This is a genomic window from Pacificibacter marinus, assembly GCF_018860505.1.
GTDB lineage: Bacteria > Pseudomonadota > Alphaproteobacteria > Rhodobacterales > Rhodobacteraceae > Celeribacter > Celeribacter marinus_B.
Window position 1 is genome coordinate 34,643 of sequence record NZ_JAHKPU010000020.1, and the last position, 24,746, is coordinate 59,388.

At 52.5% G+C, this 24,746-nt stretch carries 27 protein-coding genes; 9 read left to right on the forward strand and 18 right to left on the reverse strand.

Features of this window, described 5'->3' with window-relative positions:
- Positions 1–12 precede the first annotated feature (12 nt).
- From KO503_RS07885 to KO503_RS07900, 4 genes are all read right to left on the reverse strand, one after another.
- On the reverse strand, positions 13–900 hold the full coding sequence (locus KO503_RS07885; protein WP_215991008.1) for a glycosyltransferase family 2 protein: 888 nt from the start codon (positions 898–900) through the stop codon (positions 13–15).
- A gap of 22 nt (positions 901–922) precedes the next feature.
- A complete protein-coding gene (locus KO503_RS07890) occupies positions 923–2,056 on the reverse strand; it encodes a capsular polysaccharide export protein, LipB/KpsS family (RefSeq protein ID WP_215991009.1) in 1,134 nt (377 codons plus the stop codon).
- 92 nt (positions 2,057–2,148) lie between these two features.
- Positions 2,149–2,802, reverse strand: a complete 654-nt coding sequence (locus KO503_RS07895) for a peroxiredoxin (RefSeq protein WP_215943101.1) — start codon at positions 2,800–2,802, stop codon at positions 2,149–2,151.
- 85 nt (positions 2,803–2,887) lie between these two features.
- Positions 2,888–3,535, reverse strand: coding sequence for an RluA family pseudouridine synthase (locus KO503_RS07900; RefSeq protein WP_215991010.1), 648 nt, complete (start codon positions 3,533–3,535; stop codon positions 2,888–2,890).
- 204 nt (positions 3,536–3,739) lie between these two features.
- Here KO503_RS07900 and KO503_RS07905 point away from each other — a divergent pair, with 204 nt between their 5' ends.
- Both KO503_RS07905 and KO503_RS07910 read left to right on the forward strand, forming a co-directional pair.
- On the forward strand, positions 3,740–4,084 hold the full coding sequence (locus tag KO503_RS07905; protein ID WP_215991011.1) for an STAS domain-containing protein: 345 nt from the start codon (positions 3,740–3,742) through the stop codon (positions 4,082–4,084).
- Complete coding sequence (locus KO503_RS07910) at positions 4,074–4,577, forward strand: ATP-binding protein (RefSeq protein WP_215991012.1); 504 nt, start codon at positions 4,074–4,076, stop codon at positions 4,575–4,577. Before KO503_RS07905 ends, KO503_RS07910 begins: the two co-directional genes overlap by 11 nt.
- 12 nt (positions 4,578–4,589) lie before the next feature.
- Here the strand turns inward: KO503_RS07910 and hspQ are convergent, their stop codons facing one another.
- Entirely contained in the window at positions 4,590–4,916 is a 327-nt protein-coding gene (gene hspQ, locus KO503_RS07915) for a heat shock protein HspQ (protein ID WP_215943105.1), read from the reverse strand.
- Positions 4,917–5,001: 85 nt separating this feature from the next.
- Between hspQ and KO503_RS07920 the strand changes: the two genes are divergently transcribed.
- The gene (locus tag KO503_RS07920; RefSeq protein WP_215991013.1) at positions 5,002–5,883 is read left to right on the forward strand and encodes an AEC family transporter; all 882 of its coding nucleotides are present in this window, start codon (positions 5,002–5,004) and stop codon (positions 5,881–5,883) included.
- 87 nt (positions 5,884–5,970) lie between these two features.
- Complete coding sequence (locus KO503_RS07925) at positions 5,971–6,555, forward strand: lytic transglycosylase (RefSeq protein ID WP_215991014.1); 585 nt, start codon at positions 5,971–5,973, stop codon at positions 6,553–6,555.
- 49 nt (positions 6,556–6,604) lie between these two features.
- Here the strand turns inward: KO503_RS07925 and KO503_RS07930 are convergent, their stop codons facing one another.
- From KO503_RS07930 to KO503_RS07945, 4 genes are all read right to left on the reverse strand, one after another.
- Entirely contained in the window at positions 6,605–7,216 is a 612-nt protein-coding gene (locus KO503_RS07930; RefSeq protein ID WP_215991015.1) for a LolA family protein, read from the reverse strand.
- Between the two features lie 106 nt (positions 7,217–7,322).
- Positions 7,323–10,286, reverse strand: a complete 2,964-nt coding sequence (locus tag KO503_RS07935) for a DNA translocase FtsK (protein WP_215991016.1) — start codon at positions 10,284–10,286, stop codon at positions 7,323–7,325.
- Between the two features lie 11 nt (positions 10,287–10,297).
- Positions 10,298–11,479, reverse strand: a complete 1,182-nt coding sequence (locus KO503_RS07940; RefSeq protein WP_215991186.1) for an aminotransferase class I/II-fold pyridoxal phosphate-dependent enzyme — start codon at positions 11,477–11,479, stop codon at positions 10,298–10,300.
- A 129-nt stretch (positions 11,480–11,608) separates the two neighbouring features.
- Positions 11,609–12,937: an amidase gene (locus tag KO503_RS07945; RefSeq protein WP_215991017.1), complete on the reverse strand. Its 1,329-nt coding sequence runs from the start codon at positions 12,935–12,937 to the stop codon at positions 11,609–11,611.
- 124 nt (positions 12,938–13,061) lie between these two features.
- Here KO503_RS07945 and KO503_RS07950 point away from each other — a divergent pair, with 124 nt between their 5' ends.
- On the forward strand, positions 13,062–14,285 hold the full coding sequence (locus tag KO503_RS07950) for a UbiH/UbiF/VisC/COQ6 family ubiquinone biosynthesis hydroxylase (protein WP_215991018.1): 1,224 nt from the start codon (positions 13,062–13,064) through the stop codon (positions 14,283–14,285).
- A 21-nt stretch (positions 14,286–14,306) separates the two neighbouring features.
- Here KO503_RS07950 and KO503_RS07955 read toward each other — a convergent pair whose 3' ends face one another.
- The 8 genes from KO503_RS07955 to KO503_RS07990 form a co-directional block, all read right to left on the reverse strand.
- Positions 14,307–14,495, reverse strand: coding sequence for a Trm112 family protein (locus tag KO503_RS07955; protein WP_215991019.1), 189 nt, complete (start codon positions 14,493–14,495; stop codon positions 14,307–14,309).
- Entirely contained in the window at positions 14,495–15,130 is a 636-nt protein-coding gene (locus KO503_RS07960) for an LON peptidase substrate-binding domain-containing protein (protein ID WP_215991020.1), read from the reverse strand. The genes KO503_RS07955 and KO503_RS07960 overlap by 1 nt, the downstream gene beginning before the upstream one ends.
- Before the next feature lie 26 nt (positions 15,131–15,156).
- Positions 15,157–16,062 (reverse strand): thioredoxin family protein, encoded by a 906-nt coding sequence (locus KO503_RS07965; protein WP_215991021.1) that lies wholly within the window; start codon positions 16,060–16,062, stop codon positions 15,157–15,159.
- A 55-nt stretch (positions 16,063–16,117) separates the two neighbouring features.
- Positions 16,118–16,906, reverse strand: a complete 789-nt coding sequence (locus KO503_RS07970; protein ID WP_215991022.1) for an exodeoxyribonuclease III — start codon at positions 16,904–16,906, stop codon at positions 16,118–16,120.
- 177 nt (positions 16,907–17,083) lie between these two features.
- Positions 17,084–17,872, reverse strand: coding sequence for a transporter substrate-binding domain-containing protein (locus KO503_RS07975; protein WP_215991023.1), 789 nt, complete (start codon positions 17,870–17,872; stop codon positions 17,084–17,086).
- A gap of 39 nt (positions 17,873–17,911) precedes the next feature.
- Positions 17,912–18,598: an amino acid ABC transporter permease gene (locus KO503_RS07980; RefSeq protein ID WP_215991024.1), complete on the reverse strand. Its 687-nt coding sequence runs from the start codon at positions 18,596–18,598 to the stop codon at positions 17,912–17,914.
- Entirely contained in the window at positions 18,595–19,272 is a 678-nt protein-coding gene (locus KO503_RS07985) for an amino acid ABC transporter permease (RefSeq protein ID WP_215991025.1), read from the reverse strand. The genes KO503_RS07980 and KO503_RS07985 overlap by 4 nt, the downstream gene beginning before the upstream one ends.
- Positions 19,273–19,489: 217 nt before the next feature.
- Positions 19,490–20,176, reverse strand: coding sequence for a response regulator transcription factor (locus KO503_RS07990; RefSeq protein WP_215991026.1), 687 nt, complete (start codon positions 20,174–20,176; stop codon positions 19,490–19,492).
- 187 nt (positions 20,177–20,363) lie between these two features.
- Between KO503_RS07990 and ribA the strand changes: the two genes are divergently transcribed.
- Complete coding sequence (gene ribA, locus KO503_RS07995) at positions 20,364–21,452, forward strand: GTP cyclohydrolase II (protein ID WP_215991027.1); 1,089 nt, start codon at positions 20,364–20,366, stop codon at positions 21,450–21,452.
- Positions 21,453–21,529: 77 nt separating this feature from the next.
- Positions 21,530–21,982 (forward strand): L,D-transpeptidase family protein, encoded by a 453-nt coding sequence (locus tag KO503_RS08000; protein WP_252730996.1) that lies wholly within the window; start codon positions 21,530–21,532, stop codon positions 21,980–21,982.
- A gap of 18 nt (positions 21,983–22,000) precedes the next feature.
- Here KO503_RS08000 and KO503_RS08005 read toward each other — a convergent pair whose 3' ends face one another.
- Positions 22,001–22,660, reverse strand: a complete 660-nt coding sequence (locus KO503_RS08005; protein ID WP_215991029.1) for a YggS family pyridoxal phosphate-dependent enzyme — start codon at positions 22,658–22,660, stop codon at positions 22,001–22,003.
- 218 nt (positions 22,661–22,878) lie between these two features.
- On the opposite strand from KO503_RS08005, the gene KO503_RS08010 reads away from it, so the two are divergent.
- Positions 22,879–23,964: a porin gene (locus tag KO503_RS08010; protein WP_215991030.1), complete on the forward strand. Its 1,086-nt coding sequence runs from the start codon at positions 22,879–22,881 to the stop codon at positions 23,962–23,964.
- A 173-nt stretch (positions 23,965–24,137) separates the two neighbouring features.
- Entirely contained in the window at positions 24,138–24,701 is a 564-nt protein-coding gene (locus KO503_RS08015) for a DUF3576 domain-containing protein (protein WP_215991031.1), read from the forward strand.
- Positions 24,702–24,746: the final 45 nt, after the last annotated feature.

Genomic DNA, 24,746 nt, shown 5'->3' on the forward strand with positions numbered 1-24,746 from the left:
CGCCGCCTGCAATCACCGCCGCGCAGCGAACCAGTTTTGTGCAAAGCGATCTTCGACGCCCTCGCCCTCAACCCGTGCGACATTGGCCATTACCTTGCGCCTGTGCGCGTCTTGATCGTGCCGCATATTTGAGCCGCGATTGATTTTCGCTTCAAGTTCAGAGTTAGAGCGCGTGTAATAATGATTCAGCTGGATGAAGTCAGCGGAATAGAATGACGGATCGCGTCTGGTCTGTGACGTGGCCTGAGCACCGCTATCGTTAACCGTGCAATCCCGCTGATCACATTGAGCTATATGCACCCCCATAGAGGTGACGCGACAAGGGTCTAAAATCAGTTTGAAATTACATACCCCTTTGGGGTCAAGCGGATCAGGATGGCGTTGAGTATAATTGGCAACGATCCCACCTTGAGGGGGCGTTTCAAATCCGTTGCGACCAAACATATGCCACGGCAAAGACACGCAAGCCTCATCCTCCAAATGCGCTAGACATGAGGGTAAATCAGCCTGCGCTTTTGGTACAAGAAATTCATCCGCATCGATAAAACTCATCCAGCGGTGCCCTGACCCAAAATTGCGAATCGCGTGGGCGTAGGCCAAAACCTGATTGTGAAGTTCGGCCCCACTGCGCGCATCCCACAGCTTTTGATCCCATGGCACAATCGTCGCCTTTACCCCTGCAACAGACACAAGGCGCGCAAGGGTTTGATCGGTGCAGCCATTATCATAGACATAAAAATGCGCTACGCCCGCCGCCAGATGAAAGGCAACCCATTCCTCAATGTGCTGTTCTTCATCTTTAACGATCAAAACAATGGCCAAGCCTTGGCGCCCTGCTGATGGTTTTGGTGGCTCAAGGGTCAGCTGGGTGACAGCTTTGATTTTTTTAAATCCAAACATGCCTACCTCTTTGCACAGTATATCACTTCGCCCGTTTCAAAATCTGCTCAGCCAAATCGATCGGGGGCTCCCAAAAGGTGCCGCTAACAAGGTATCTGTTATGCAGATAGCCCAAGAATTGTTGACGCAACTTGGGATTGACCGTCCAAGTCCCGTTGCGCAGTGCCCCAAGCGCGCGGTCCAAGTCTTGTGGCCCCGTCGCATGCTGGACAAGCCCCTCGATATTGTAACAGGCATGGCCCAAAGTGATCACATCGGTGTCAAACAACAACGCCTCAATCCCCACGGTCGAATTCAGTGTGATGACAGCACGGGCCTTTTGGATCATCTTGGACGTGACATTGCCATTGGCAAAGATCACCCGAGGGTGGTCCCGCAAACCAATGACAGACCGTTTGAAACTTGGGTGTTCTTTGATCACAAACACCTCGTCAGGATTGCGATCTGCCGCATCGCAAACCACATCCAAAAACGCCTCCATATCTTTCACCCATGGCGAATGGCGCGTGACCTGCATATCGGACGGCACTTGGAACGGCACAAAGATAAAATCTTTCGGCAGTTCCGTGGCATCAAATTGGTTTTTAGAGGCGCGATCATTCACCAGATCAGGCAGGTCATCTGCGGCGAAATCTTCGTCGGTATCAAGATAGAAATTTGGGTCACGCGGCACCGAATTGGCCCCATTCAACCCAACAGGATCAAATTGCAGCGTTCTGGGGAAAAAACCAGCCTCAAGGAACACGCGCTTGCGCCCCTTGGTGACCTGATTGAGCACAGATTCAGGATAGTTTGTACCATTATAAACAATAGTAACCTCAGGATTGACGGCTTCCACTTCGACTTGCAAAGCGGCCTCTAACAAAGTGGCATCGACCAATTTGAAATAGCGGTACAGCCCACGAATGGCCGGATTGCCAAACACCTTGGGAAACCGGACCTGCTTGCGGTAAATATTACCCGACACGTTGTCAGACGCCTGCGGACTGGGGCGAATGAAAGCTTTCAACATCAACGCACAAGCGCGCCCTGCCCCCATATGCGCCTTAAGCGTCCGAAAGCTTGGACCAATGCCACTGTGTACGACATGCACATCAGCACCGAGAACCTCATCGAATGACGACACAGTTTTCGTGTCTAATTTTAAAAACTGCATTTTGAATGTCCAAACCTTAACGAGATAGGGCTACGCACACCTCAGCGCGCGTGGCCCCTATATGCCAATATCAACTGGAAAACTCTAGAACCTTACTTAGGATCTTTGGCCATACGCAGGTAAGGCAATTTGATATCAAGCGCACCAAATTTGGCCTCAGCCGCGTCATTATCAAGCGACAAAGCCACAACAACGTCTTGGCCCGTCACCCAGTTCGCAGGCGTCGCAAGCGGCGCGCCGTATGTTTTTTGCAAGGCATCCAGAGCCCGCAAAATCTCGGCAAAGTTACGGCCAACAGACATAGGGTAAGTCATCATCAACTGGACTTTTTTGTCAGGCGAAATGATGAAAACTGAGCGCACAGTGGCACTGTCAGCAGGCGTGCGGCCATCGGGCATGTACGCGTCTTCTGGCAGCATATCGAAAGCTTTGGACACAGCCAGATCGCTGTCTGCGATGATCGGGAAATCAGCGGTTGTGCCAGCAAAAGATTCGATGTCCTTTTTCCAGCCTTTGTGTTCTTCAACACCATCCACAGAAACGCCGATCACTTTGGTGCCACGCGCGGCCCATTCATCAGCCAATTGTGCAACAGCGCCGAATTCGGTGGTGCATACAGGCGTAAAATCTTTTGGGTGAGAAAACAAAATCGCCCAAGAATCGCCAATCCAGTCGTGAAACGTAATCGTTCCCTTGTCTGTTTCAGCGGTAAAGTTCGGTACAATCGTATTAATGCGAAGACTCATCAGTCCACTCCCTTTGATTATCTATAGATTAAGATAAGCAATCGGACGGCCAATTACACCCCCCATCTCATGTGACATAAAGGGACTAAAATGGACACTTCGCGGTGTAGCTTACGCCAGCCCCACCATCAGGGTGACGGAATTTCAGGTTCTCGGAATGCAGCATCAAACGCGGCGCATCACGGGCATCGCCAGTGGCATACAACGGGTCGCCCATGATCGGATGCCCCAGAAACAGCATATGCACCCGCAGCTGATGTGATCGCCCCGTATGGGGATAAAGCCGCACCCGCGTGCCTGTCTCGTCATAGCGTTGCACCCGCCAATCCGTCTGCGCAGCACGACCTGTTTCATGGCAAATTTTTTGCAAAGGACGGTTTTCCCAATCCACGATAATCGGCTGATCGACAGTGCCTGTTTTCGGTTCCAGCTTGCCAAAAATACGCGCGACGTAAGTCTTTTTTGTGCGCCGTTTTTCAAACTGCTGACCAATGTGTTTTTGCGCATGGGGTGTCAAAGCAAAGACCATCACGCCACTGGTATCGCGGTCTAACCGGTGAATAAGCAAGGCTTCAGGAAAGGCCCCCAAAATGCGCGCCATCAAACAATCAGATAGATGCTCGCCTTTGCCCGGAACGGACAAAAGCCCTGCAGGTTTGTTCACAATCAGAATTTGATGATCTGCATGGATCACATCCAGCGGGTCTTGGGGGGGATTATATGTATCGCTCATGCGCAGCCGAATACCATGTTCGCCCCCATTGACCAACAGATCTTTGCTCAAAGCGCATGGGCACAGGCTCATCAAACAGACGCAATTATTTGATAAATTTATATCTAAATACCGCGCCAATTCAGGGCATAATTTCGGTCACAACACACACCTTGGTAAGACATTTCCCCTAGGATCAGATTGAATTCGATCAAAAGGTGTCAAATGAAATTAAATCATAAAGACTTCGATAACGCACGTTTGGTAACAATCTGCGAAAATAGAATTGATGCGGTCTGCGCCATTCAGTTCAAAGATGAAATGCGCAAACTCACAGACGCTGGCCCAAGACGTGTTGTGCTTGATATGTCCCAAGTTGAATTCCTCGACAGCTCAGGGCTGGGCGCTGTGGTTGCGGCGCTCAAAGCCAAGAAAGCAGAGCAAACACTTGAACTTGCCTCTTTACAACCCGCTGTCCAAAAAGTGTTCCACCTGACACGTATGGACACTGTTTTCGCAATTCATGACAATGCCACCTCAGCGATGGCGGGCGTTGCCGATGCGTCCTGAAAAAAATTCGGACGTCTCTACGTGCGCTTCTCTGGGCGACGATTACAACCATCACGGTGGAAACGGCGTCCTGCGTTTGATCATCCCCGCTAACGATCGTTCTGTACGACGTGGTTTGCAGACCATCAAATCCAGTATGTCCAATCTGAGCTTGTCACAAGATGACTGGAGTACAGTTGAACTCGTCATCGCAGAAGTGCTCAACAATATTGTTAAACACGCCTACTCCGCCAGTGACACTGGACTGATTGAGGCCCATCTGAATTACTCAAAAGAAACGTTAGACTGCACAATAATCGACACGGGACACTCAATGCCAAATGGCGAGATTCCCAAAGGCGCTCAAATAGATTTGACATGTGACATTGCAGATTTACCAGAAGGTGGGTTTGGTTGGCTCCTCATCCACCAACTGACGCGCGAATTAAACTACGCGCGCCGCGCAAACCAAAACACACTGTCCTTTAGACTTCCATTTGCAACCGAGCATTAGCTCACTCCGACCTCAGTTCATCTGAAAGTGAAGCGGGTATGTGCCATCTTCAAACGGTCCAAAAAGATCCGAAAGATCTGGATGTTCCACTGGAACGCCAGAATAATCAGCAATCAAATTTTGCTCTGAGACATAGGCGACATAGTAACTTTGATCATTCTCAGCCAATAAATGATAAAAGGGCTGATCTTTTTTGGGTCGGCTTTGTTCGGGAATGGCGTCATACCATTCTTCGGTATTGGCAAAAATGGCATCCACGTCAAAAACCACGCCACGAAAGGGATGCTTTCGGTGGCGAACAACTTGTCCCAAATGATATTTTGCGCGTGTTTTCAACATAACATTGCAACCCCCGTTACACGTTATTAAGCTTTTCCAGCTGGCGGTGTCCACGGGGGACGGCCGATTATTCGGGAAACAGTTTGTGAACTTAATTCTAACAGTCTTAGAAATCGTGTCGCCAGTCTTTCTTTTGGCTGCGATTGGCTTCATTTGGGTGAAAAGCGGTCACGAGTACCGCATTGAATTCGTGACCAAACTGGCCATGACTTTATCGGTTCCCGCTTTGATCTTCACGGCATTGGTCAAAGCCGAAATCGACCCTGCAGCGTTAACCAAACTGTCCTTGGCCTCTATAGCTGCTTACGGGTCTGTGACGGTGATCATGTATCTTGCTGTGAAAATTCTCAAACTTGAAACCCGCACTTTTCTAAACCCTTTGATTTTCGGCAATGTTGGCAACCTTGGCCTGCCCTTGGCTTATTTCGCATTCGGCGACGAAGGCCTCAGCTACGCCATCATCATTTTTGCGGTCATGGCGATTTGGTCCTTCACCTTCGGTGTCTACATCACGGCTGGCGGCGGTTCTATCGGCAAGGCTTTAAAGGAACCCCTAGTGGCGGCCACCCTTTTGGGATCGTTGTTTTTATGGCAAGGTTGGACGATTCCGAACTTTATGATGAACACCTTGGACTTATTGGGACAAATCGCGATTCCCACCATGCTGATCACACTCGGCGTAGCCGTCGCGCGGCTTGAACCCCGCGGGTTGGGAAAGGCCGCTGCACTGTCGGTGTTCAAAGCCGTGATCTGCACGGGCATCGCCGTTGCTCTTGGCAAATGGTTTGGCTTATCGTCGGTGCCTTATGCGGTTTTGATCTTGCAAATCACCACTCCCGTCGCTGTCACATCCTATCTGCTTGCTGAAAAATACGGCGCCAAGGCCGAAGACGTTGCCGGACTTGTCGTCGCATCGACCCTGTTGTCGGTGTTGTATTTGCCGCTTTTGCTGGCTTTTGTTGTATGATCAAGAAACGGCTCACTCACAAGAAAGCCATTTTACGGTGAGACAAAAACGCGGTATGCTTGGAAAAAATAACACATGAGAGCAGTTATGAGAAAAGGTCTTCGCGCGATGGCACTGTTGGTGCTGGTTGCCGCTTGTGGCAGCGGTAATTTTTCAGCACCACGCAATCTTGATAACGCCTGCTCAATCGTGAGCCAGCGCCCTACGTATTTGAGGGCGATGAAAGCCTCTGAGCGCAAATGGGGCGTACCGGTGAACGTGCAGATGGCGGTGTTGTACCAAGAAAGTAAATTCATCGGCAACGCACGCACCCCATATCGGTTCGTGCTAGGGGTCATTCCCATGGGTCGTCAAAGCTCTGCTTATGGCTATGCCCAAGCCCTTGATGCCACATGGGATGAGTACCGCGAAGATCAGCGCCGCTTTGGTGCGAAACGCGACAGGATCAACGACGCCACAGATTTCATGGGCTGGTATATGGCGAAATCGACCGAGCGCCTTGGGATCGCAAAAACCGATGCGCGGTCACAATACTTGGCCTATCATGAGGGGCGCACCGGCTACGCCCGTGGCAGCTACAATTCGAAACCATGGCTATTGCGCGTCGCATCGGAAGCAAGCGTGCGGTCCAACAGCTATTATGCTCAGTTGAAATCTTGCAATAAAATTTGATACGCTTTGCCTCATGCTCACTGCGGGCATGAGGCAAACCAAGCTTTAACTATTCGATCGGCGTGCCCCTGCGGCGCGCTTCCGCTCTGATGTTGAATTCGGCATCTCGCACTGTTCCTCCCAGACGCATTTTGGTCAGTTGAACCGTGGTCGATCCGCCGCCTTCATCATGAATAACCCAAGCTTTCAAGACGGGCGTATCGCCGAAAATCAAATCGATAGACCCGTATTCTGGATGCTCAGGATCTTGGGCACGCACAACGGTGTCACCATTTTGTTCCGTATGAGAAACCACCATTTTCGCCCGCGACAGATCAACGTTGTTCGCTAAAATCAAAGACAACGGTGTTTTGGACATAGGAAACCGTTGAGGGGGCTCGTTCGATCCAGGATCAAACACGCCCACCTGTCCGCCCGATCCAAGCACCAAAGGATCATTTTCACCGCCATAAGACAGGCGCATCCGACCAGGGCGTTTAAGCGTCAACACGCCACTGGCCGACGATCCGTCGTCATTCTTTTGAATGAAATCGGCCTGAACCGTGCCGAGCGAATTGAGATAAGTGGACAACTCAGTCAGCGACAACTTTTCAGCCGCTGCGGGAAGGGCGAAACAAATAGACGCGATAACGGGCGCAAATGCGAAACGAAGTGTTTTCATAGGCTCAATATACGCAGCTTTGCGTGTCAAAACATCCCAGAATTGATCACATAAACAGGAAGGCCGCGTGATGAGCAAAGTCCTGCACATCACGCGACAATATGTTTTACTGTTCAGGCACCAAAATTTCACGTTTGCCCACATGGTTGGCCGCTGAGACCACGCCTTCGTCTTCCATTTGCTCAACAAGGCGCGCGGCTTTGTTGTAGCCAATCGCCAATTTGCGTTGGATGTAGGAGGTTGAACATTTGCGATCTTTGATAACGATGGCCACAGCCGTGTCGTAAAGCGCATTTTCCGTGTCAGTATTGCCGCCCGAAGACAGACCCAACACAGCATCAATGCTGCTTTCCTTGTCAGACGGCGGACCTTCGACCACACCCCCGACATAAGACGGCGGACCGTAGGATTTGAGGTAAGACACGATTTTTTCGACTTCTTCATCCGAACAAAACGGCCCGTGCACACGGGTGATTTTCGACCCGCCCGCCATATATAACATGTCGCCCATGCCCAAAAGTTGCTCAGCACCCTGTTCGCCCAAAATTGTGCGACTGTCGATTTTCGAGCTGACTTGGAACGAAATCCGTGTCGGGAAGTTGGCCTTGATCGTGCCGGTGATCACATCAACAGACGGACGTTGCGTCGCCATGATGATGTGAATACCGGAAGCCCGCGCCATCTGCGCAAGGCGCTGGATACAGGCCTCAATCTCTTTACCAGCCACCATCATCAAATCGGCCATCTCGTCGACGATCACAACAATATAGGGAATGGTTTCAGGCTTAAATTCTTCGGTCTCGAAAATAGGATCGCCGGTTTCCTCGTCAAAACCTGTTTGCACAGTGCGCGAGAACATTTCGTCTTTGGCCAATGCTTCTTTGACGCGACCATTATACCCATCGATGTTGCGCACGCCCATTTTGGACATCTTGCGGTAGCGATCTTCCATCTCTGCCACGGTCCATTTCAACGCCACAACAGCCTTTTTCGGATCAGTCACAACAGGCGACAACAGATGTGGAATGCCGTCATAAACCGACAACTCAAGCATTTTCGGATCGATCATGATCATCCGGCATTCATCCGGCGTCAGCTTGTACAAAAGCGACAAGATCATGGTATTGATCGCCACAGATTTACCAGAACCGGTGGTCCCCGCGATCAAAAGGTGAGGCATCTTGGCCAAATTGGCGACGATAGGATCACCACCGATATCTTTACCCAAAGCCAGCGGCAACTTCATATTACTGTCGCCAAAGTCACGCGCTGACAGAATTTCACGCAAGACAACTTTCTCGCGGTTTTCATTCGGCAGCTCGATCCCGATAACGGTGCGCCCCGGCACAGTGGACACACGCGCAGAAAGCGCAGACATGGAGCGCGCAATATCGTCGGCCAAGCCGATCACACGCGAGGCCTTCAAACCGGGTGCAGGTTCAAGTTCGTACATGGTCACAACAGGGCCAGGACGCACAGAAACGATTTCGCCTTTGACACCGTAATCATCCAGCACGTTTTCCAACATGCGCGCGTTTTCTTCCAAGGCATCATCAGACAGAGTAAAGCGCTCAACGGTATCGCCACTCTCCAACAGCGACAATGGCGGACGCTGATATTCGGCCTCTTTCGGGTCGAATTTTAACGCGGGCTGGGCTTCGGCTTGGGCTTGCTTTGACTTCACAGCAGGTTTGCGCACTGGATGCTGCACAACGCGTTTTGGCTCAGGTGCCGTCACTGCGGGCTCGTAACGTGCTGCATTTGGCGCGACATATTCGGGCGTATCCAGCGCGATGTCATCGTCATAATCCACCGGCGCGTAACCTGTGGGGGCTTCATCATAACCCTCAGCATATCCCTCGTCGGTATAACTATCATCTGCATAGGCCAGCGCCTCATCGGTGTAAGTCGCTGGATCATCGAACCTTGCGCCAGTCTCAGCCGCGACAGAGGGCGCAGGTTGAGAGAAGATCATCGGTTTCGGGCCTTTTTTGTACTTTGCAACGGCCGCTTGTGCAGCAGATAACGGCGGCTCGACACGACCACCTGTTGTGGAAATCGCTCGTGATCCTGCCCGCACCCGCGCGTTCACCACATTTGAAATTTTGCTGCGAATACGATCATCAAATCCGCCACCCATATCCGGCTCTGGTGCCAATTCTGGCTCAACCAACTCAGGCTGCAACGAGACATCTGGCGAACGCTTCAACAAGGTGGGCATTTTGGAAAACAGGCCAGATTTTTCTGCATATTCTGTCGGCTCGGGCTGTTCCAACACATCGTCTTGATGCGCTTCAGCACGAACGACACGCGGAGCGACCGCTTGTTCAGCCTCTACCAGAGCTTGGTTTTCCGCCAAGATACGCTGCTTTTCAGCTCGGCGTTCAGCGTTTGTCGCCGCAAGGCGTTGGCCCGTCGCGACAGAGCCACGCGCAGCCTTACCAGTTGCGTGCAAAATCAAAGAGTACAGACCGATCAAGCCGTAAAGCATAAAACGGCCTACAGCGTTCAACTCTTGACGTGTAAACCCGAACACAAACAACGTCATGGTCACAGCCGCAAAAAACGTCACAAAAGCCAATGATTTCAATGCTAAAGCGGGTGTGATCGGTAGAATTTGGATCAAAGCAGACAGAACCGTATCACCAAACAATCCACCATGACTTTGCACACCAACGCTGGCATAGGTTGACGCATAAACAGCAATCAAGGCGATTGAAATCGGCGCGAATACCACGCGTGACAAAGACCGCTCGGCCCCGCGATGCGTGATGAAACGTACACCCCAAACGGCAAACACGGCTGAAATACCCCAAGACGCCGTACCAACGATAATCATCAACGGCGAAGCAATTGACGCGCCCAAGCGCCCAAAGGCATTGTTTACTGGCGCATCGGTGGCCGACAACCAGCTTGGGTCCTCAGGCAAATACGATCCCAACATCAACGCCATGATCACGGCACCAAGCAACAGCCCGATCCCTACAAGTTCTCGCCCTCTGCGTTCTAAAATCGCTTGGGTGTTTTTGTCAAAAAGTGGGTCGCGACCACGTGCCTGATAGGATGCCATTTTCGCCTCTTTCAACCGTACAAACAGTCACGAAGCGTTATAAGCCCGTGCTGTGTCTCTGCTTTTGGGGCCACCAAAGCGACCCGTATATAATTTTTGCCAGGGTTGTGCCCCTGAACGTCTCGTGACCAATAAGCGCCCGGAACAACCCGCACGCCAGTTTCGGTCCATAGTTTTAAAGCTGCCTTTTCGCCGTCTTCCACAGGAAGCCATAAAAAGAAACCAGCCTGCGGTGCGCCAGCACCATCGATGCCGGAAAAAATCTCATCCGCCAGATTTAGTTTTTCAACATAAAGCGCGCGCGATGCAGCAACATGCGCCTCGTCCGCCCAAGCCCGCGCAGAAATCGCTTGAATGGGCAAAGGCAAAGGTGCGCCAGAATAAGCCCGCAGCTGTTTGATCTGTTCGATATTTTTAGGACCAGAGGCCACAAAGCCAGAACGCAAGCCCGGAAGGTTAGAGCGTTTTGATAACGAATGAAAAATCACCACACGCTCAGGGTCAGCGCCGATGTCTTGCGCCGCCTCAAGCGCGCCCACAGGGGCCGCGCCGCGATAAATCTCGGAATAGCATTCGTCGGCAAAAATCGTGAAGTCATGTTTTTCCGCCAATGCAACCAAATCACACAAATAGTCACGCGGCGCCACGGCCCCTTGGGGATTCGACGGGCTGCAAATATAGGCCACAGTGGTTCGATCCAAAACCTCAGCCGGCAAACTGGCGTAATCTGGTAAAAATCCCGTCTCGCGAGTCGCAGGCACGAAAACGGATTCCGCACCGACCGTGGCGGCGGCCACGGCATAGACTTGATAAAACGGATTGGGGATCAAAACGACGGGCTTTTTACCGCGCTTGGTTTCAGGCGAAAGCGCAATACAGGCATTCATCAGGCCTTCGCGTGTGCCGTTGAGCGTCATGATTTGAGTGGCCGGATCAACCACCACATCAAAGCGCCGTTTGACCCAACCGGCGATCGCGTCAAGCAATTCTGGCGTGCCGTGATTGGCAGGGTATTTCGCAAATAGATCAACAGTTTGCATCATAACATCCCCGACGAAATCGGGCATCGCATGGCGGGGTTCGCCGATGGTCATATGTACGATCTCACCGCCTGGCGCATGCGCATCAAGAAGAGTTCTCAAACGCGGAAACGCATATTCAGGCAGGTTCGAAAACCGCTCAGGAAACGTCATGATTACTGCTACTGCCTCGTCTTTACGGATCATTTTGCCCGCTTGTTTGCAGCTACGTTACCGCGTTCAAGCCAAACGGTCCAGAAAAAGACGCCCCTTTTCAAAGCCAGCCGTACGGACCTGTGACTTTTAGGCCAAGGCGCGCTCTACCGCTGCCCCCAAACGTAGCAACTCGTGCTCAGTATTTGGCGGAGTTTGCAACAAAAGCCCAGTCGATGGTACACCTGTTGGCAGCGTCAAGCCCGTCAACCCCATCAAATTGCCAATGCGCGTATTGCGCAGTGCCAAAAGATTTTCGGTCACATAATAATCGCTATCGGTCAAAAGCCGATCCATATTTGGCGGCAAAATCGGTGCCGTGGGCAAGATCACCGCGTCGTAGCCAACTGTGGCGGCCAAATATTCGGCGCGGTATGTCTGCAATTTACGCCAAGCATCGACATAATCCGCCGCCATAACTGTGCCGCCTGCGCGGAAGCGTTCTAAAATCGGCGGGAACATTACATTTGGATTGGCCTCAATTGCATCGCGCCACGTGCCATAAGCCTCTGCGGGAAATAAAATGCCCGACAGAGCCATTGCTTGCTCGACCACATCCACCGCGCCGCGTTCAATAACAGCACCCGCATCTTTTAGCTGCATTACCGCACGTTCAAATCCCGCAAGCGGAGCCTCGCGAATATCATCAAAAGCTACAGTTTCTAGCATCAACAGGCGTTTGCCTTTGAGTGTCGCATCACGCAAATTCACCGCTGGTGTGCCATCCAAAATCGCGAAGAGTTCAGCGGCGTCCTCAACCGTTTTGACCAAAGGCCCAACGGTATCAAAGGACTCAGCCAATGGTACAACGCCCGTAAGTGGTACGCGGTTCGATGTGGTTTTCAACCCCACCAAATCATTCCACGCCGCAGGGATGCGCACCGATCCGCCAGTGTCTGTGCCGATAGCACCTGGGGCCAATTTAAACGCGACAGAGCCCGCAGCGCCTGACGATGATCCACCAGACACAGCCGCGGAATCGTTCACGCAGGGCGTTGTTTCGGTCACCGGATTGAGGCCCAGACCCGAAAACGCCAATTCGCTCATATGGGTTTTGCCCAAGCATACAAGGCCACTTGCTGTGGCGCGGCGCACCACTTCGGCGTCATCAGTTGGCACGCGTCCTTCAAGCAGGCCTGATCCAGCTTCCGTTGCTGTGCCCGCTGTGTCGAACAGGTCTTTCCAAGACACAGGCACACCATCCAAAAGCCCGCGCCGCGTACCAGACTTGGCACGTTTACTGGCGGCTGCAGCCTCGCTCAGCGCACGCTCACGCGTGATGCGGGCATATATGCGGGCTCCATTAGAATGCGCCTCGGCGGCGTCAAGATATTGCGCCGTAATGTCGAGCGGGTCCAGTGCGCCTGCCCCGATATGACGGCCCAAGTCGCACATGGATTTTTTGAAAATATTGGACATGAGTCGCCTTTTTGTCGTCAAATTGATGTCAGGATAAGGTCGAATGACAATTCGTATCATTTTGCCCTAAGCTAGCGGCACAAACACGCATGGACAATCCCGCATTGCGCGCCATATTGACAGCATGACAAATTCAAATGACATCCTGATTGTAGGCGGTGGCCTCAACGGTCCAGCCTTGGCTTTGGCAGTTGCAAACGCTGGCTTAAGCGTGACCATTATCGACCGATTGAGCGCCTCGGCGCTGGCAGATGATGGGTTTGACGGGCGTGGCTATGCGCTGTCAGTATCCTCGCAACGATTGCTAAAAGCTTTGGGCGTTTGGAACGCTGTGCACGACAACGCCCAGCCCATTTTGGACGTCAAAGTCACAGACGGCAAAGCGGGCGACGGCCCTGCGCCGTTTATGTTGGAATTTGACCACACAGAGACCGATGACGGACCCGTTGGGTTTATGGTCGAGGATCGTTTTTTGCGCCGCGCGTTATTAAAGGCGCTCGCCAAACATCCTCGCATCACGCAAGTGACAGGCTCAGTGGCCGCGCAAACTGTGGACGCTTTGGGGGCGCATCTGACATTGGACGATGGGGCAACACTGTCGGGTGCTTTGATTGTAGGTTGTGATGGGCGCACATCCGGCACGGCCAGTCGCGCAGGTATTGCGCGCACCGGCTGGGGCTATGATCAGACCGCTTTGGTCTGCGCTATTGCACATGAGTTGCCCCACGAGGGCTGTGCGCATCAATATTTCATGCCCGCAGGTCCTTTGGCCATTTTGCCTTTACCAGACAACAAAAGCTCGATCGTGTGGACCGAAAAAACCAGCGTCGCAACCGATATAAACGCACTGCCAGATGCAGATTATCTAGACGTATTACGGCCACGTTTTGGCGATTTTCTGGGTGACATATCTTTGGCGGGCAAGCGATTTACCTATCCGTTGAACTTAACCTTAGCCAATGCCTTTGCCGCTGATCGCCTGGCCTTGGTCGGTGATGCCGCCCACGGAATGCACCCGATTGCAGGGCAAGGTTTGAACGCAGGTTTCAAAGATGTAGGTGCGCTGGCCGAAGTTTTGGTGGATGCACATCGGCGCGGCGAAGATATAGGGCGCATCGATGTTTTGATGCGTTACCAGCAGTGGCGCCGCTTTGATGTCACCACGCAGGCCGCGATGACAGATGGGTTCAACAAGTTGTTTTCAAACGACAACCCATTGCTGCGATTAGGGCGTGATCTGGGTATGGGCGTGGTGAACGCCCTGCCATCCTTGCGCCGTGCAGCCATGCGCGAGGCGGCTGGTGTCAGTGGTGATTTGCCCAAGCTGATGCAGGGCAAACCGCTTTAACGCAGGTCGCCAGAGGCAAGATCAGTCGTCCAAACGCCGCGCTTCGTCCATCAACATAATCGGAATGCCGTTGCGGATGGGATAGGCCAGACCCGCGGTTTTGGACACCAGCTCTTGCGCCTCGGCGTCATAGGTCAAGATGCCGCGTGTGTGCGGGCACACCAAGGCTTCCAGCATTCTGCGATCAAAAGGGATTTCATCAGGTGTCATTACATCATGTCCTCGTTGGTGCCGCCACGTAGGGCAAATTCCATAAGTGTGACAAGCGTTTCTCTGCGTGTCGACAAAGACGGTGCTTCGAGCAGGGCTTGCTTGTCTTCCGCATCGAACGGGCAAAGCATCGAAATGGAGTTGATCAAAACCTCGTCAGAGGCCCCAGCCAGCCCGTCCCAATCGACATCGAACTCTTCCTCAGCAAAATACCGACGCAACAGTGTCAGCATCGCTTTGCGATCCATCCCCATATCGTGTTCCGCCCCGCCAAGGTCTCGTTCAAAACCGGACCATTCAACAGTGGCGCGCCGATACGGTACGAACCCGTCAATTTCATCGCCGATACGACAACGCGAGATACCAGTCAACGTGATCATATAACGCCCGTCGTCGGTCTCGTTAAAGCCCGTCAAACGCCCAGCACAGCCAATGGCATTCAGACGATCGCCCGCCGCCCCACCGCGTGGTTGCGCCATAACGATCAGGCGTTCGGGTGTTTTCATGCAATCCTCGACCATTTGCAAATAGCGGGGTTCGAAAATATGCAGCGGCAAAGGCGTACGCGGCAACAAAAGCGCACCGGGCAACGGAAAGACGGGCAGCGTCAAAGGCAGGTCATTTGAATTTTTCATAGCCATGACTTAGCCCGCCAGTCCCATCAGACAAATATCATCGACGACAATTTGCGACGTCCGTTCAAAACAATCGGGTCGCTGGCTTTTAGACTGTCGAAAATCTTGAACAATTGCTCTCTGGCTGCGCCTTCATTCCAATCACGATCTTGCTTGAACGCCGCCAGAAGCGCTTCAACCGCGTCTTCAACTTGGCCATCTGCGTGCAGGGCCGTGGCCAAATCAAGTCGCGCTTGCATATTGGTGGGATCAGCCGCGACAGCTGCGGTCAGATCGGCAACTGGACCAGCGTTTTCCGCCTCGCGTGCGAGTGCTATTTGCGCGAACACCGCCTCGATCATCGGGTTTTCAGAAATTTCGGCTGGCATACCGTTCAAAACCGCTTCAGCCTCATCCAATGCGCCTTGAGCGATGTGACATTTGGCTAGACCTGCGAATGCACCGACATTTTTAGGGTCTTCTTCCAAGATCGCCGCATAGGTTTCAGCTGCATCAGCAAACTCGCCGGCCTCAAACATTTCATCAGCCGCCTCGACCGCCGCGTCCAAGCCACCGTCATCACCGAGGTCCAACAGCTTGGCGACAAAAGCATCGATTTCGGATTGCGGCAGCGCGCCTTGAAAGCCATCAATCGGCTCGCCTTGCCAGAACGCGAAAACAGTCGGGATCGATTGCACCCGCATTTGCCCTGCCAGCATTTGGTTTTTGTCGACATCAATTTTCGCCATACGCACTTTGCCATCGGCGGCGTTGACTGCCGCTTCCAAAGCAGGGCCAAGCGTTTTGCATGGGCCACACCAAGGCGCCCAAAAGTCGATGATCACAGGGACCGTTTTCGACATCTCTACGACTTCAGCCATAAAGTTGTCTTCGTTTACGTCAATAATATGCGCACCCGCAGTGGGGGTTTTGGGTGTCCCGAGTTCAATCATCTGGGTCTCTCCTGTAACTGTGCTTGTGCTTTATATGCGCCTGTTGGCAGCAGAATTAAAGGTCGAAGGTGGCAAAGACTGGCGCATGGTCAGACGGTTGGGTCCATCCGCGGGCATCACGCAGAACACGGCTGGAATGTGCAGCGTTTGAAATATCGGATGTGCCCCAAATATGATCCAAACGACGGCCCTTATCTGCGGCGTCCCAATCTTTGGCGCGATACGACCACCAGCTGTACAAAAGCCCTTCGGGAATGTCTTGGCGTGTGATGTCGACAAAGCCGCCTGCCTCTTGGGTTTGCGCCAGATGTTCGATTTCGATTTCTGTGTGTGACACGATTTTGCGCATCTTTTTGTGGTCCCACACATCATCTTCGCGCGGCGCGATGTTCAGATCGCCCACAAGGATCGATTTCTCAAGTTTTGCCGCGTGAAAGGCGTCACGCATTTCAGTCAGGTAATCGAGCTTTTGCCCGAATTTTTCATTGATCTCGCGGTCGGGTTTGTCACCGCCTGCGGGCACATAAAAATTGTGAATGGTTACGCCGTTTTCCAACGTGCCCGCAACGTGGCGCGCATGGCCCAAGCTGGCATAATCTTCGCCGCCCGCATCCGCAATCGGCAGTTTTGACAAGATCGCAACGCCGTTATAGCCCTTTTGTCCGCGCGCAACCATGTGGGTGTAGCCCAGCGCATGAAAGCCCTCGAGCGGGATTTTATCAACGGGGGATTTGCACTCTTGCAGACATAACACATCGGGGGCTTGCTCAGACAAAAGTCTTTCAACAAGCGGTGCGCGCAGGCGGACTGAGTTGATGTTCCAAGTGGCAAGCGTAAATGACATATGCGGGTTCCTGCAATTTGGCCAAGACGGCCTTTAGGTTTGGTCGTCAGGTTAATCGGCCTTAACCGCCAGCGCCACCCAGAACTGAATCAATCATGTGGTTCATTTCGAACCCTCCGTCAGCATACAAAAAGGCCCCGACATGCGGGGCCTTCTCAAAACGAAAATCTCTACGTCTTAGAATGTTGGCAGTGGCGGCAATGGTTGACCGAACCACTCTTGGGAAATCACGTCCAATTCGCCGCCCAATTTTTTGTGCAAGATAAAAACATTGACCCATTGCAGCAGATCAAAGTCGCCTTTTTTCACGCCAATGAACGCAGGGCTTTCTTTCAGGATTATCTTGGTCGCAATGCTGATTTCGGGGTGATCAACAGTCAACTGCGCCGCAGCAGTGTTGCCTGTAACCAGAACGTCGATTTGACCAGATGTATAGGCAGACAGAGTGGCCGCATCATCGCCAAAACGGACGATTTTTGCATCGTCAGGGGCGATTTTGGACAGTTCTAGGTCTTCCAAGTTGCCGCCGGTCACGCCGATGGTCAGCCCAGATAGATCAGCAGCAGAGCTGATCATTGTGTCGTCAGATGCAAACACACCAGAATAGAAAGGCGCGTAAGCAGCAGAAAACCAGATGGATTTCGCACGTTCAGGGTTGGCACCCAATGACGAGATCACCAAATCAACGCGTTCTGTTTCAAGAAACGGAATACGTTGTTTCGACACAACGGGCACGATCTCAAGTTCAACACCAAGGTTTTCAGCCAAAAGCTTCGCCACATCGACGTCATAACCAACATGTTCGCCTTCCATGCCAAGCGATCCAAAAGGCGCAAAGCTTTCAGGCACAGCGATTTTGATCACGCCCTCGGACAGTATATCCGATAGGTCCGCATGGGCGGGGGCCGAGAATGGCAGGGCCAGCGCTGCGGCTGCAATCAGGGATTTTACTTTAATATTCAACATTGGGGTCTCCTTAAGGTGAATAAGTTTGAATGAGGTGTATCAGTGCGCGGGCGACCCAAGGCGTTTCTCAAGCCAGCGTGAGAACAAGGTCAGCGGATAGCAAAGGCTGAAATAAATCAGCGCCATGAGCGGATAAATCACGAAGGGTTCTGAGCCCTCGACAGGGGCATTGGCCCAGCGCTTGCCGATCGCCATAAGGTCATGAAACCCGATGATATAAGCCAGCGAAGTGCCTTTAATGATCTGCACCATAAAGCCCACAGTCGGCGCCAAAGCGATGTTCAGCGCTTGCGGCAAGACCACTTTGCGCAAGGTCGGGTAGAACCCAAGCCCAATCGCACGCGCGCCTTCCCATTGGCCTTGCGGCACGCTTTCAATCGCCCCGCGCCAAACGTCAGCCAGATAGGCCGACGAATAAATCGTCAGCGAAAATATCGCAGCAGCCCAAGGGTCAATGGTGATGCCCAGCAACGCAGGCGCGCCAAGTCCCGTGAGGAACAGCAGCATCAACAGCGGCGTGGATTGGAACAGCCAAATGTAGCTGACAGCGATGCCTTTCGCGGTTTTATTCGGCATAATGCGAAGCAAAGTCACCAACCCGCCAATGATTCCACCACCAAGAAAAGCGATCAAAGACAGATAAATCGTGAATTGCGTGGCTTCGATCAGCTGGAACAAAATGATGCCGTCAGGCTTGCCCATCAGGGAAATAAATAGATCTCTCATCGTGCTGTTTTCCAACGAAAGGCGCGCTTCTCAATTGCGTACATCAAGGCCTTAAAGGCCAAAGACAGCAGGATATACAGCACGGTCAGGGTGAAGAAGACTTCAAATGACCGAAACGTGCGACTGTCGATATAAAGGCCTGCATTGGTCAAATCGCGCACGCCGATCTCGGAAATTACACCTGTGGTCAAAAACAAGAAGATGAACTGCGAATTGAGCGAGGCAAACATTTGCGCAATCGATTGCGGCACGATAATTTTGATGAATTGAATATAGCGCGGAATGCCCAAAGCTTTGGCAGCATCATGCTGGCCTGTATCGACCACCTGAAACCCTGCCCGCAGAATTTCGGCGAAATAGGCCGAAAAGTTCAACATCAGTGCCAAGACGGCGTGCGCCCAAAATGGCCAGACATAGCCAAGCAATTGCGGCAGGCCAAAAGCCACGAAAAATAGCTGTACAATCAAAGGCGTGTTGCGAATGAAATCCACATAGCCGGCAGCTATGTAACGCAGAACTGGAATTTTTTCATAGCGCGCGGCGGCCAAGCCCAGCGCCAAAATGAACCCCAGCAAAGCGCCAGCCAGCGTCACACCAGCGCTCAACGCGATGCCTTCAGCCAAAAGCCAAAGATATTCGGGGTTTCGATATATTTCGAAAAAGCGCAGTTCCATATCTGGCCGACCTTTATGTCTACAATCTCGTGTACGATCATGTACTTGAACCGACACAATAGGCGACGCTAAGGCGACACAAGACGACGTGCACATGGTTTGCGTGCATTCCAAGCTATGCCAAAAAAGAAGTCCCGTTTTTGACCAAATGCACAAAAAAAGACCCCGATCAAAACGACCTGGGCCTTTCCACATAAATATAAGTCGATGACGCGGCTTAAGACGCCAAACGATACCCACCAGATTCCGTCACAAGAATACGCGCATTCGAGGGATCAGGCTCGATCTTTTGACGCAAGCGGTAGATATGCGTCTCAAGCGTGTGGGTGGTCACGCCCGCGTTGTAGCCCCAGACCTCGTGCAGCAGCACATCGCGCGGCACAACAGTTTCAGAGGAGCGGTAAAGATACTTGAGAATGTTGGTTTCTTTCTCAGTCAGACGAATTTTCTTTTCGTCTTCGGTCACCAACATCTTTTGCGCAGGTTGGAATGAATACGGGCCAAGCTGGAACACCGCGGCTTCTGATTGCTCATGTGTGCGCAACTGCGCACGAATACGGGCCAAAAGCACAGGGAATTTGAACGGCTTGGTCACATAGTCATTTGCCCCCGCGTCCAGACCCAAGATTGTGTCCGCATCGGTGTCATGCCCAGTGAGCATCAAGATGGGCGCCTTCACACCGCTTTTGCGCATCAATTTGCACAGCTCGCGTCCATCCGTGTCGGGCAGACCCACATCCAGCATCACCAGATCGTAATGTTGATCTTTGATTCGCTCCATGCCGGCCGCACCACTGTCGCCTTCGAAAACATCGAAATCTTCGGTCATCACCAACTGCTCGCTCAGCGCTTCGCGCAGATCGTCGTCATCGTCCACCAGCAGAATTTTTTTGAGAGTGGCCATTTTGAATGCCCTCCTTTGTTTATCTCTGCCCATGATGTGATGTGGCTTCACGCTTTCGGCAAGATTTACAACAGCGCTCTCACGCAACCGTGTCAATTTAACGGGGTATGTTTCACATTCATGCGATATGTTTCACATTCTGACAAAGATCAGTACATATGCCGCATTGATATTGATGGAATTGAACATGAGCCTAGCCCCAAGTCTGCCCGAACTGATTGCCCGTGCCCGCGCTGATTTACGTATGGGGGTGCCGATTGTGTTGCGCTCAAACACGGGCATGTCATTGGCGATTGCAGCAGAACACCTGTCCAAAGACAGATTGGAGACATTCAAATCCATCGGGCCTGTTGTGCTCGCGATCACCGAGCGCAGGGCCACAACACTTAAAGCGCCTGCATATGACGGTGATATCGCACGGCTGGAATTGCCCGCAGATGCCAAAACATCGTGGATCGAAGCCATAGCAAACCCTGCGGATGATTTGGCCTCTCCATTGAAAGGGCCTTTTGTCAGCGCACGCGAGGGCTGCGCCGAACGTCACCGCGCTGCAATCAAGTTGGCCAAATCTGCGCAACTGCTGCCCGCTGTCTTACTTGTGAACACAGATGACGCAATGACCCTTGCGGCACAGAATGGTTTGACCGTGGTTCCCGCTGAGGAGGCCTCTCCTTATATGTCACTGCTCGCGCCGCTGCAGGATGTGGTACACGCCCGCGTGCCACTTGCTGCCCATAACGCTGGACGCGTGCATGTGTTTCGCCCCGATGATGGTGGCACAGAGCATTTCGCGATCGAGATTGGCAAACCCGACAGAAATGCCCCCGTTCTGGCCCGCCTGCATTCGGCCTGCTTTACCGGCGATATATTTGGCTCGCTCAAATGCGATTGCGGACCCCAACTTCACGCGGCTTTGACGCATATGGGGGAAACGGGCAGCGGCGTTTTGTTATACCTGAACCAAGAAGGGCGCGGCATCGGTCATGCCAACAAAATGCGCGCCTATTCATTACAAGACCAAGGCTTTGATACGGTAGAGGCCAATCACCGCCTTGGGTTTGAGGACGATGAACGTGATTTCCGTATCGGAGCGGCTATCTTGAAAGAAATGGGGTTCAGCGCGGTCAATCTGATGACCAATAACCCCGCCAAGATCGCCCGTATGCAAGATCATGGCATCGAAGTCGTATCTCGCGTCCCATTAGAAGTCGGCAAGAACAGCCACAACAGCGCCTATCTTGCGACCAAGGCGAAAAAATCAGGGCATTTGCTGTAATGCGTCCCGTTACGCGCGCTTTAAAGCGGCCAGCGTCCGCCAAAGATATTGTTGTTACAAAATGGGGCGCTCGTTTTATGGGGCGGCGTTTTCCGTGCTCTATCGGGAAAGGCGGAATCACCTCTGACAAACGCGAGGGCGATGGAGCCTCTCCACGTGGTACGCATTCCATGCCTGGCGCGTTGTATCGCGCGGATCGCGCATCGATCAAAGGGGCAATCACCGCTGCGATGATTCTGCCCCGCGATCTATGGTGCGACGCGCCTGATCACCCTGACTATAATCAACAGGTCAAAGCACCTTTCAAACACAGTCATGAAAACCTGCACCGCGGAGACCCTCTATATGACCTTGTGGTGATCACCGATTGGAACTGGCCCACAGCGACACCGCACAAAGGCTCAGCAATTTTTATGCACCGCTGGCGCCGGCCCCGGTATCCGACTGAGGGCTGTGTCGCCTTTCGTGCCGATCATTTACGTTGGATCGTGGAACACCTGACACCCAGAACCCGTCTTATAATACGCTAGATTGATCGCCTAGCTGATTTACGTGACTTCGTAAGTCCGCTCGCCAAAGATCGCAGACCCAACCCGCACATATGTCGCCCCATGTGCGATGGCCTGCTCAAAATCACCCGACATGCCCATCGATAGCCCCTCCAAGCCATTGCGTTTGGCAATATCCGCCAACAGCGCAAAATGCGTCGAGGCATCTTGATCAGAGGGCGGAATACACATCAGCCCCTCAATCGGCAGGCTCAATTCTGTGCACATCTTTATAAAGGCGTCGGCCTCATCCGGCAAAACGCCTGCTTTTTGCGGCTCGGCCCCTGTGTTGACCTGTATATAAAGACGCGGGCAAGATCCTGTTTCGTCTTTGATGCGCGCAATCGTCTGCGCGATCTTAGGACGATCCACTGTATGGATAACGTCAAACAGTTCCATCGCTTGTCGCACCTTGTTCGATTGCATCGGTCCGATCAAATGCAACTCGACGCCCGCGTAGACTTCTTTGAACGCAGGCCACTTTCCAGCCGCCTCTTGAACACGGTTTTCGCCAAAGACTCGCTGTCCTTGCTGTAAAACCATTTCAACTCGCGCGTTCGGCTGAACCTTGGAAACAGCGATAAGCTGTACCGTTTCGGGGTCTCTGCCCACGCGAAGAGCCTCTTTTTCGACTCTATTTTGAATATCGCTCAGCCCCATAGTGGCCTCCAAACCCAATAAAACTTGATCCCTCAGGGATGTTTAGGCCAGTGCAGGTTGGGGATGCAACAGGTGTGTGACCAAGTTGCATCATAAATTGCCAGAGCGCATCACACCCCCCTCAGTTCCCTTGACCCAAAGCGCGATTAGCCACAAAAGTCTCCTCATGTGCTGGACGACCTAGCATGAACAAATTTTTCAAATCCACGAGGGTAACAATGAAAAAGATTCTTCTCTCCTCCGCTGCCATCGTCGCCTTCGCTGGCGCCGCATCAGCTGACGTTTCATTCTCCGGTTCAGCGACATTGGGCTACAACGACGATCACACTGACGGCATCTACGCTGACGTTGATCTTGACGTGACTATGTCACAAGAGTTGAACAACGGCTGGACAGCTGCTGTAACTTACGGTTTTGAACTCGAAGAGTTCAGCTCAAACAACGACGACGACTTCACTTCAGATGACAACCTCACTTTGTCTTTGACTAACGGCACATACGCTTTGACATTCGGCGACACACAGTACGCTGCAGTTGAATACTTCTCTGGCGTTTCCGAAATGGACGAAGACAACTTCTCTGAAGTTGACGGCGAAGACGTTCTTAAAATCTCCGGCGCGTTCGGTGGTGTTGAAGCTGCTGTATCTACTGGCGTAGACACAATTACTGGTGAAACATTCCAGACTTCATTCGGTGTTAAAGGTTCATTCGGCAACGTAAGCTTCTCTGCTGCGTACCAAGAAGCAACAACAGCACTTGGCGTCTCTGCAGACGCAATTGGCAATGGCGATTACACATACGAAGAGATCTTTGCTCTTGCTGTTGGTACATCCTTCGGTGGTGCTGACGTAACTGTTGCATACGCTGACTCAGAAGGTGAATCTTCAACAGGTATCGAAGTTGCATACCCAGTTGGCGACATCACTCTTGGCGCATTCTACGTGTCTGAAACAGCTGCTGACGACAACTACGGTGTGTCTGTTGCATATGCTGCGAACGCAATCGAAGCAAAAGCTTACTACAAGTCACTCAACGGTTCTGACGAGTACGGCCTCGGCGGTTCATACACAATGGACGACCTGGTACTTACAGTTGGTTACGTTGACGGCGACAGCCTCACAGACGACGATTTCGGCACATACTTCGTAGCTGAATACGACCTCGGTGGCGGTGCATCTGTTCTTGCGTCATACGCTGACCAAACAAACGCAATTGCAGCATCTGACAACGACGACATCGACACAGTTGTTGGCGGTTACGAACTTCTCGAAGGCGCAACAGTTGCACTTTCTTTGAGCTTCTAAGTCACTAAGACTTTAGACTTTCTAGGGCCGCTCCTTCGGGGGCGGCCCTTTTCGTTTGCCAACTGTCTGGTGCAGGTCTTTGCTTTGTACACACCTCAGGACCGCCAAAGGTCTTGTTCATCCTGAAATTGGGCGATACGGTTGCCGCGATTGATCGTTAGGGAAACCACAGTATGCTCCGCTTGAAAACCACCGCTCTGCTCGGCCTTGCAGCCGCTTTCACTTTGACTGGCTGCGGCAATGGCAGTCTTGGATCTGTTGGCAATAGCGTCGGGTCGATCGGATCTGGATCTTTGTCAGGCGGCGGGCGCATGACCCAAGTCGCGGGCGAAACCGTGGACACCCGCAAAACGGGCCAAGCAGTTGAGTTGGCCACTGGCGAAGTGATCGTGATCGAACAAGCCAATCGTCGTAAAGTTCTTGGTGGCGGACGCGGATCATTGGAAGCTGGCGCTCAAGTCAACAAATACATTTGGAACGCAGCCCTTGACGTGCTGTCCTTTCTGCCTGTGCAATCGGCTGATCCGTTCACCGGCGTGATCATCACTGGATATGGCACGCCCCCTGGCGGTGGACGCAGCTATCGCGCTGTGATTCACGTCACCGATCCAGCCCTTGATGCGCGCACTTTGAACCTGTCCCTTTATACGCGCGGCGGCGCTGTGACCAATGACACGATTCACGCTGTCGAAGACGCGATTTTGACACGCGCGCGCCAGTTGCGCAGCGGTAAGTAACGCAAGCGAAACCGCTTTAAAACATACCTTAAGATCACGCCGAGC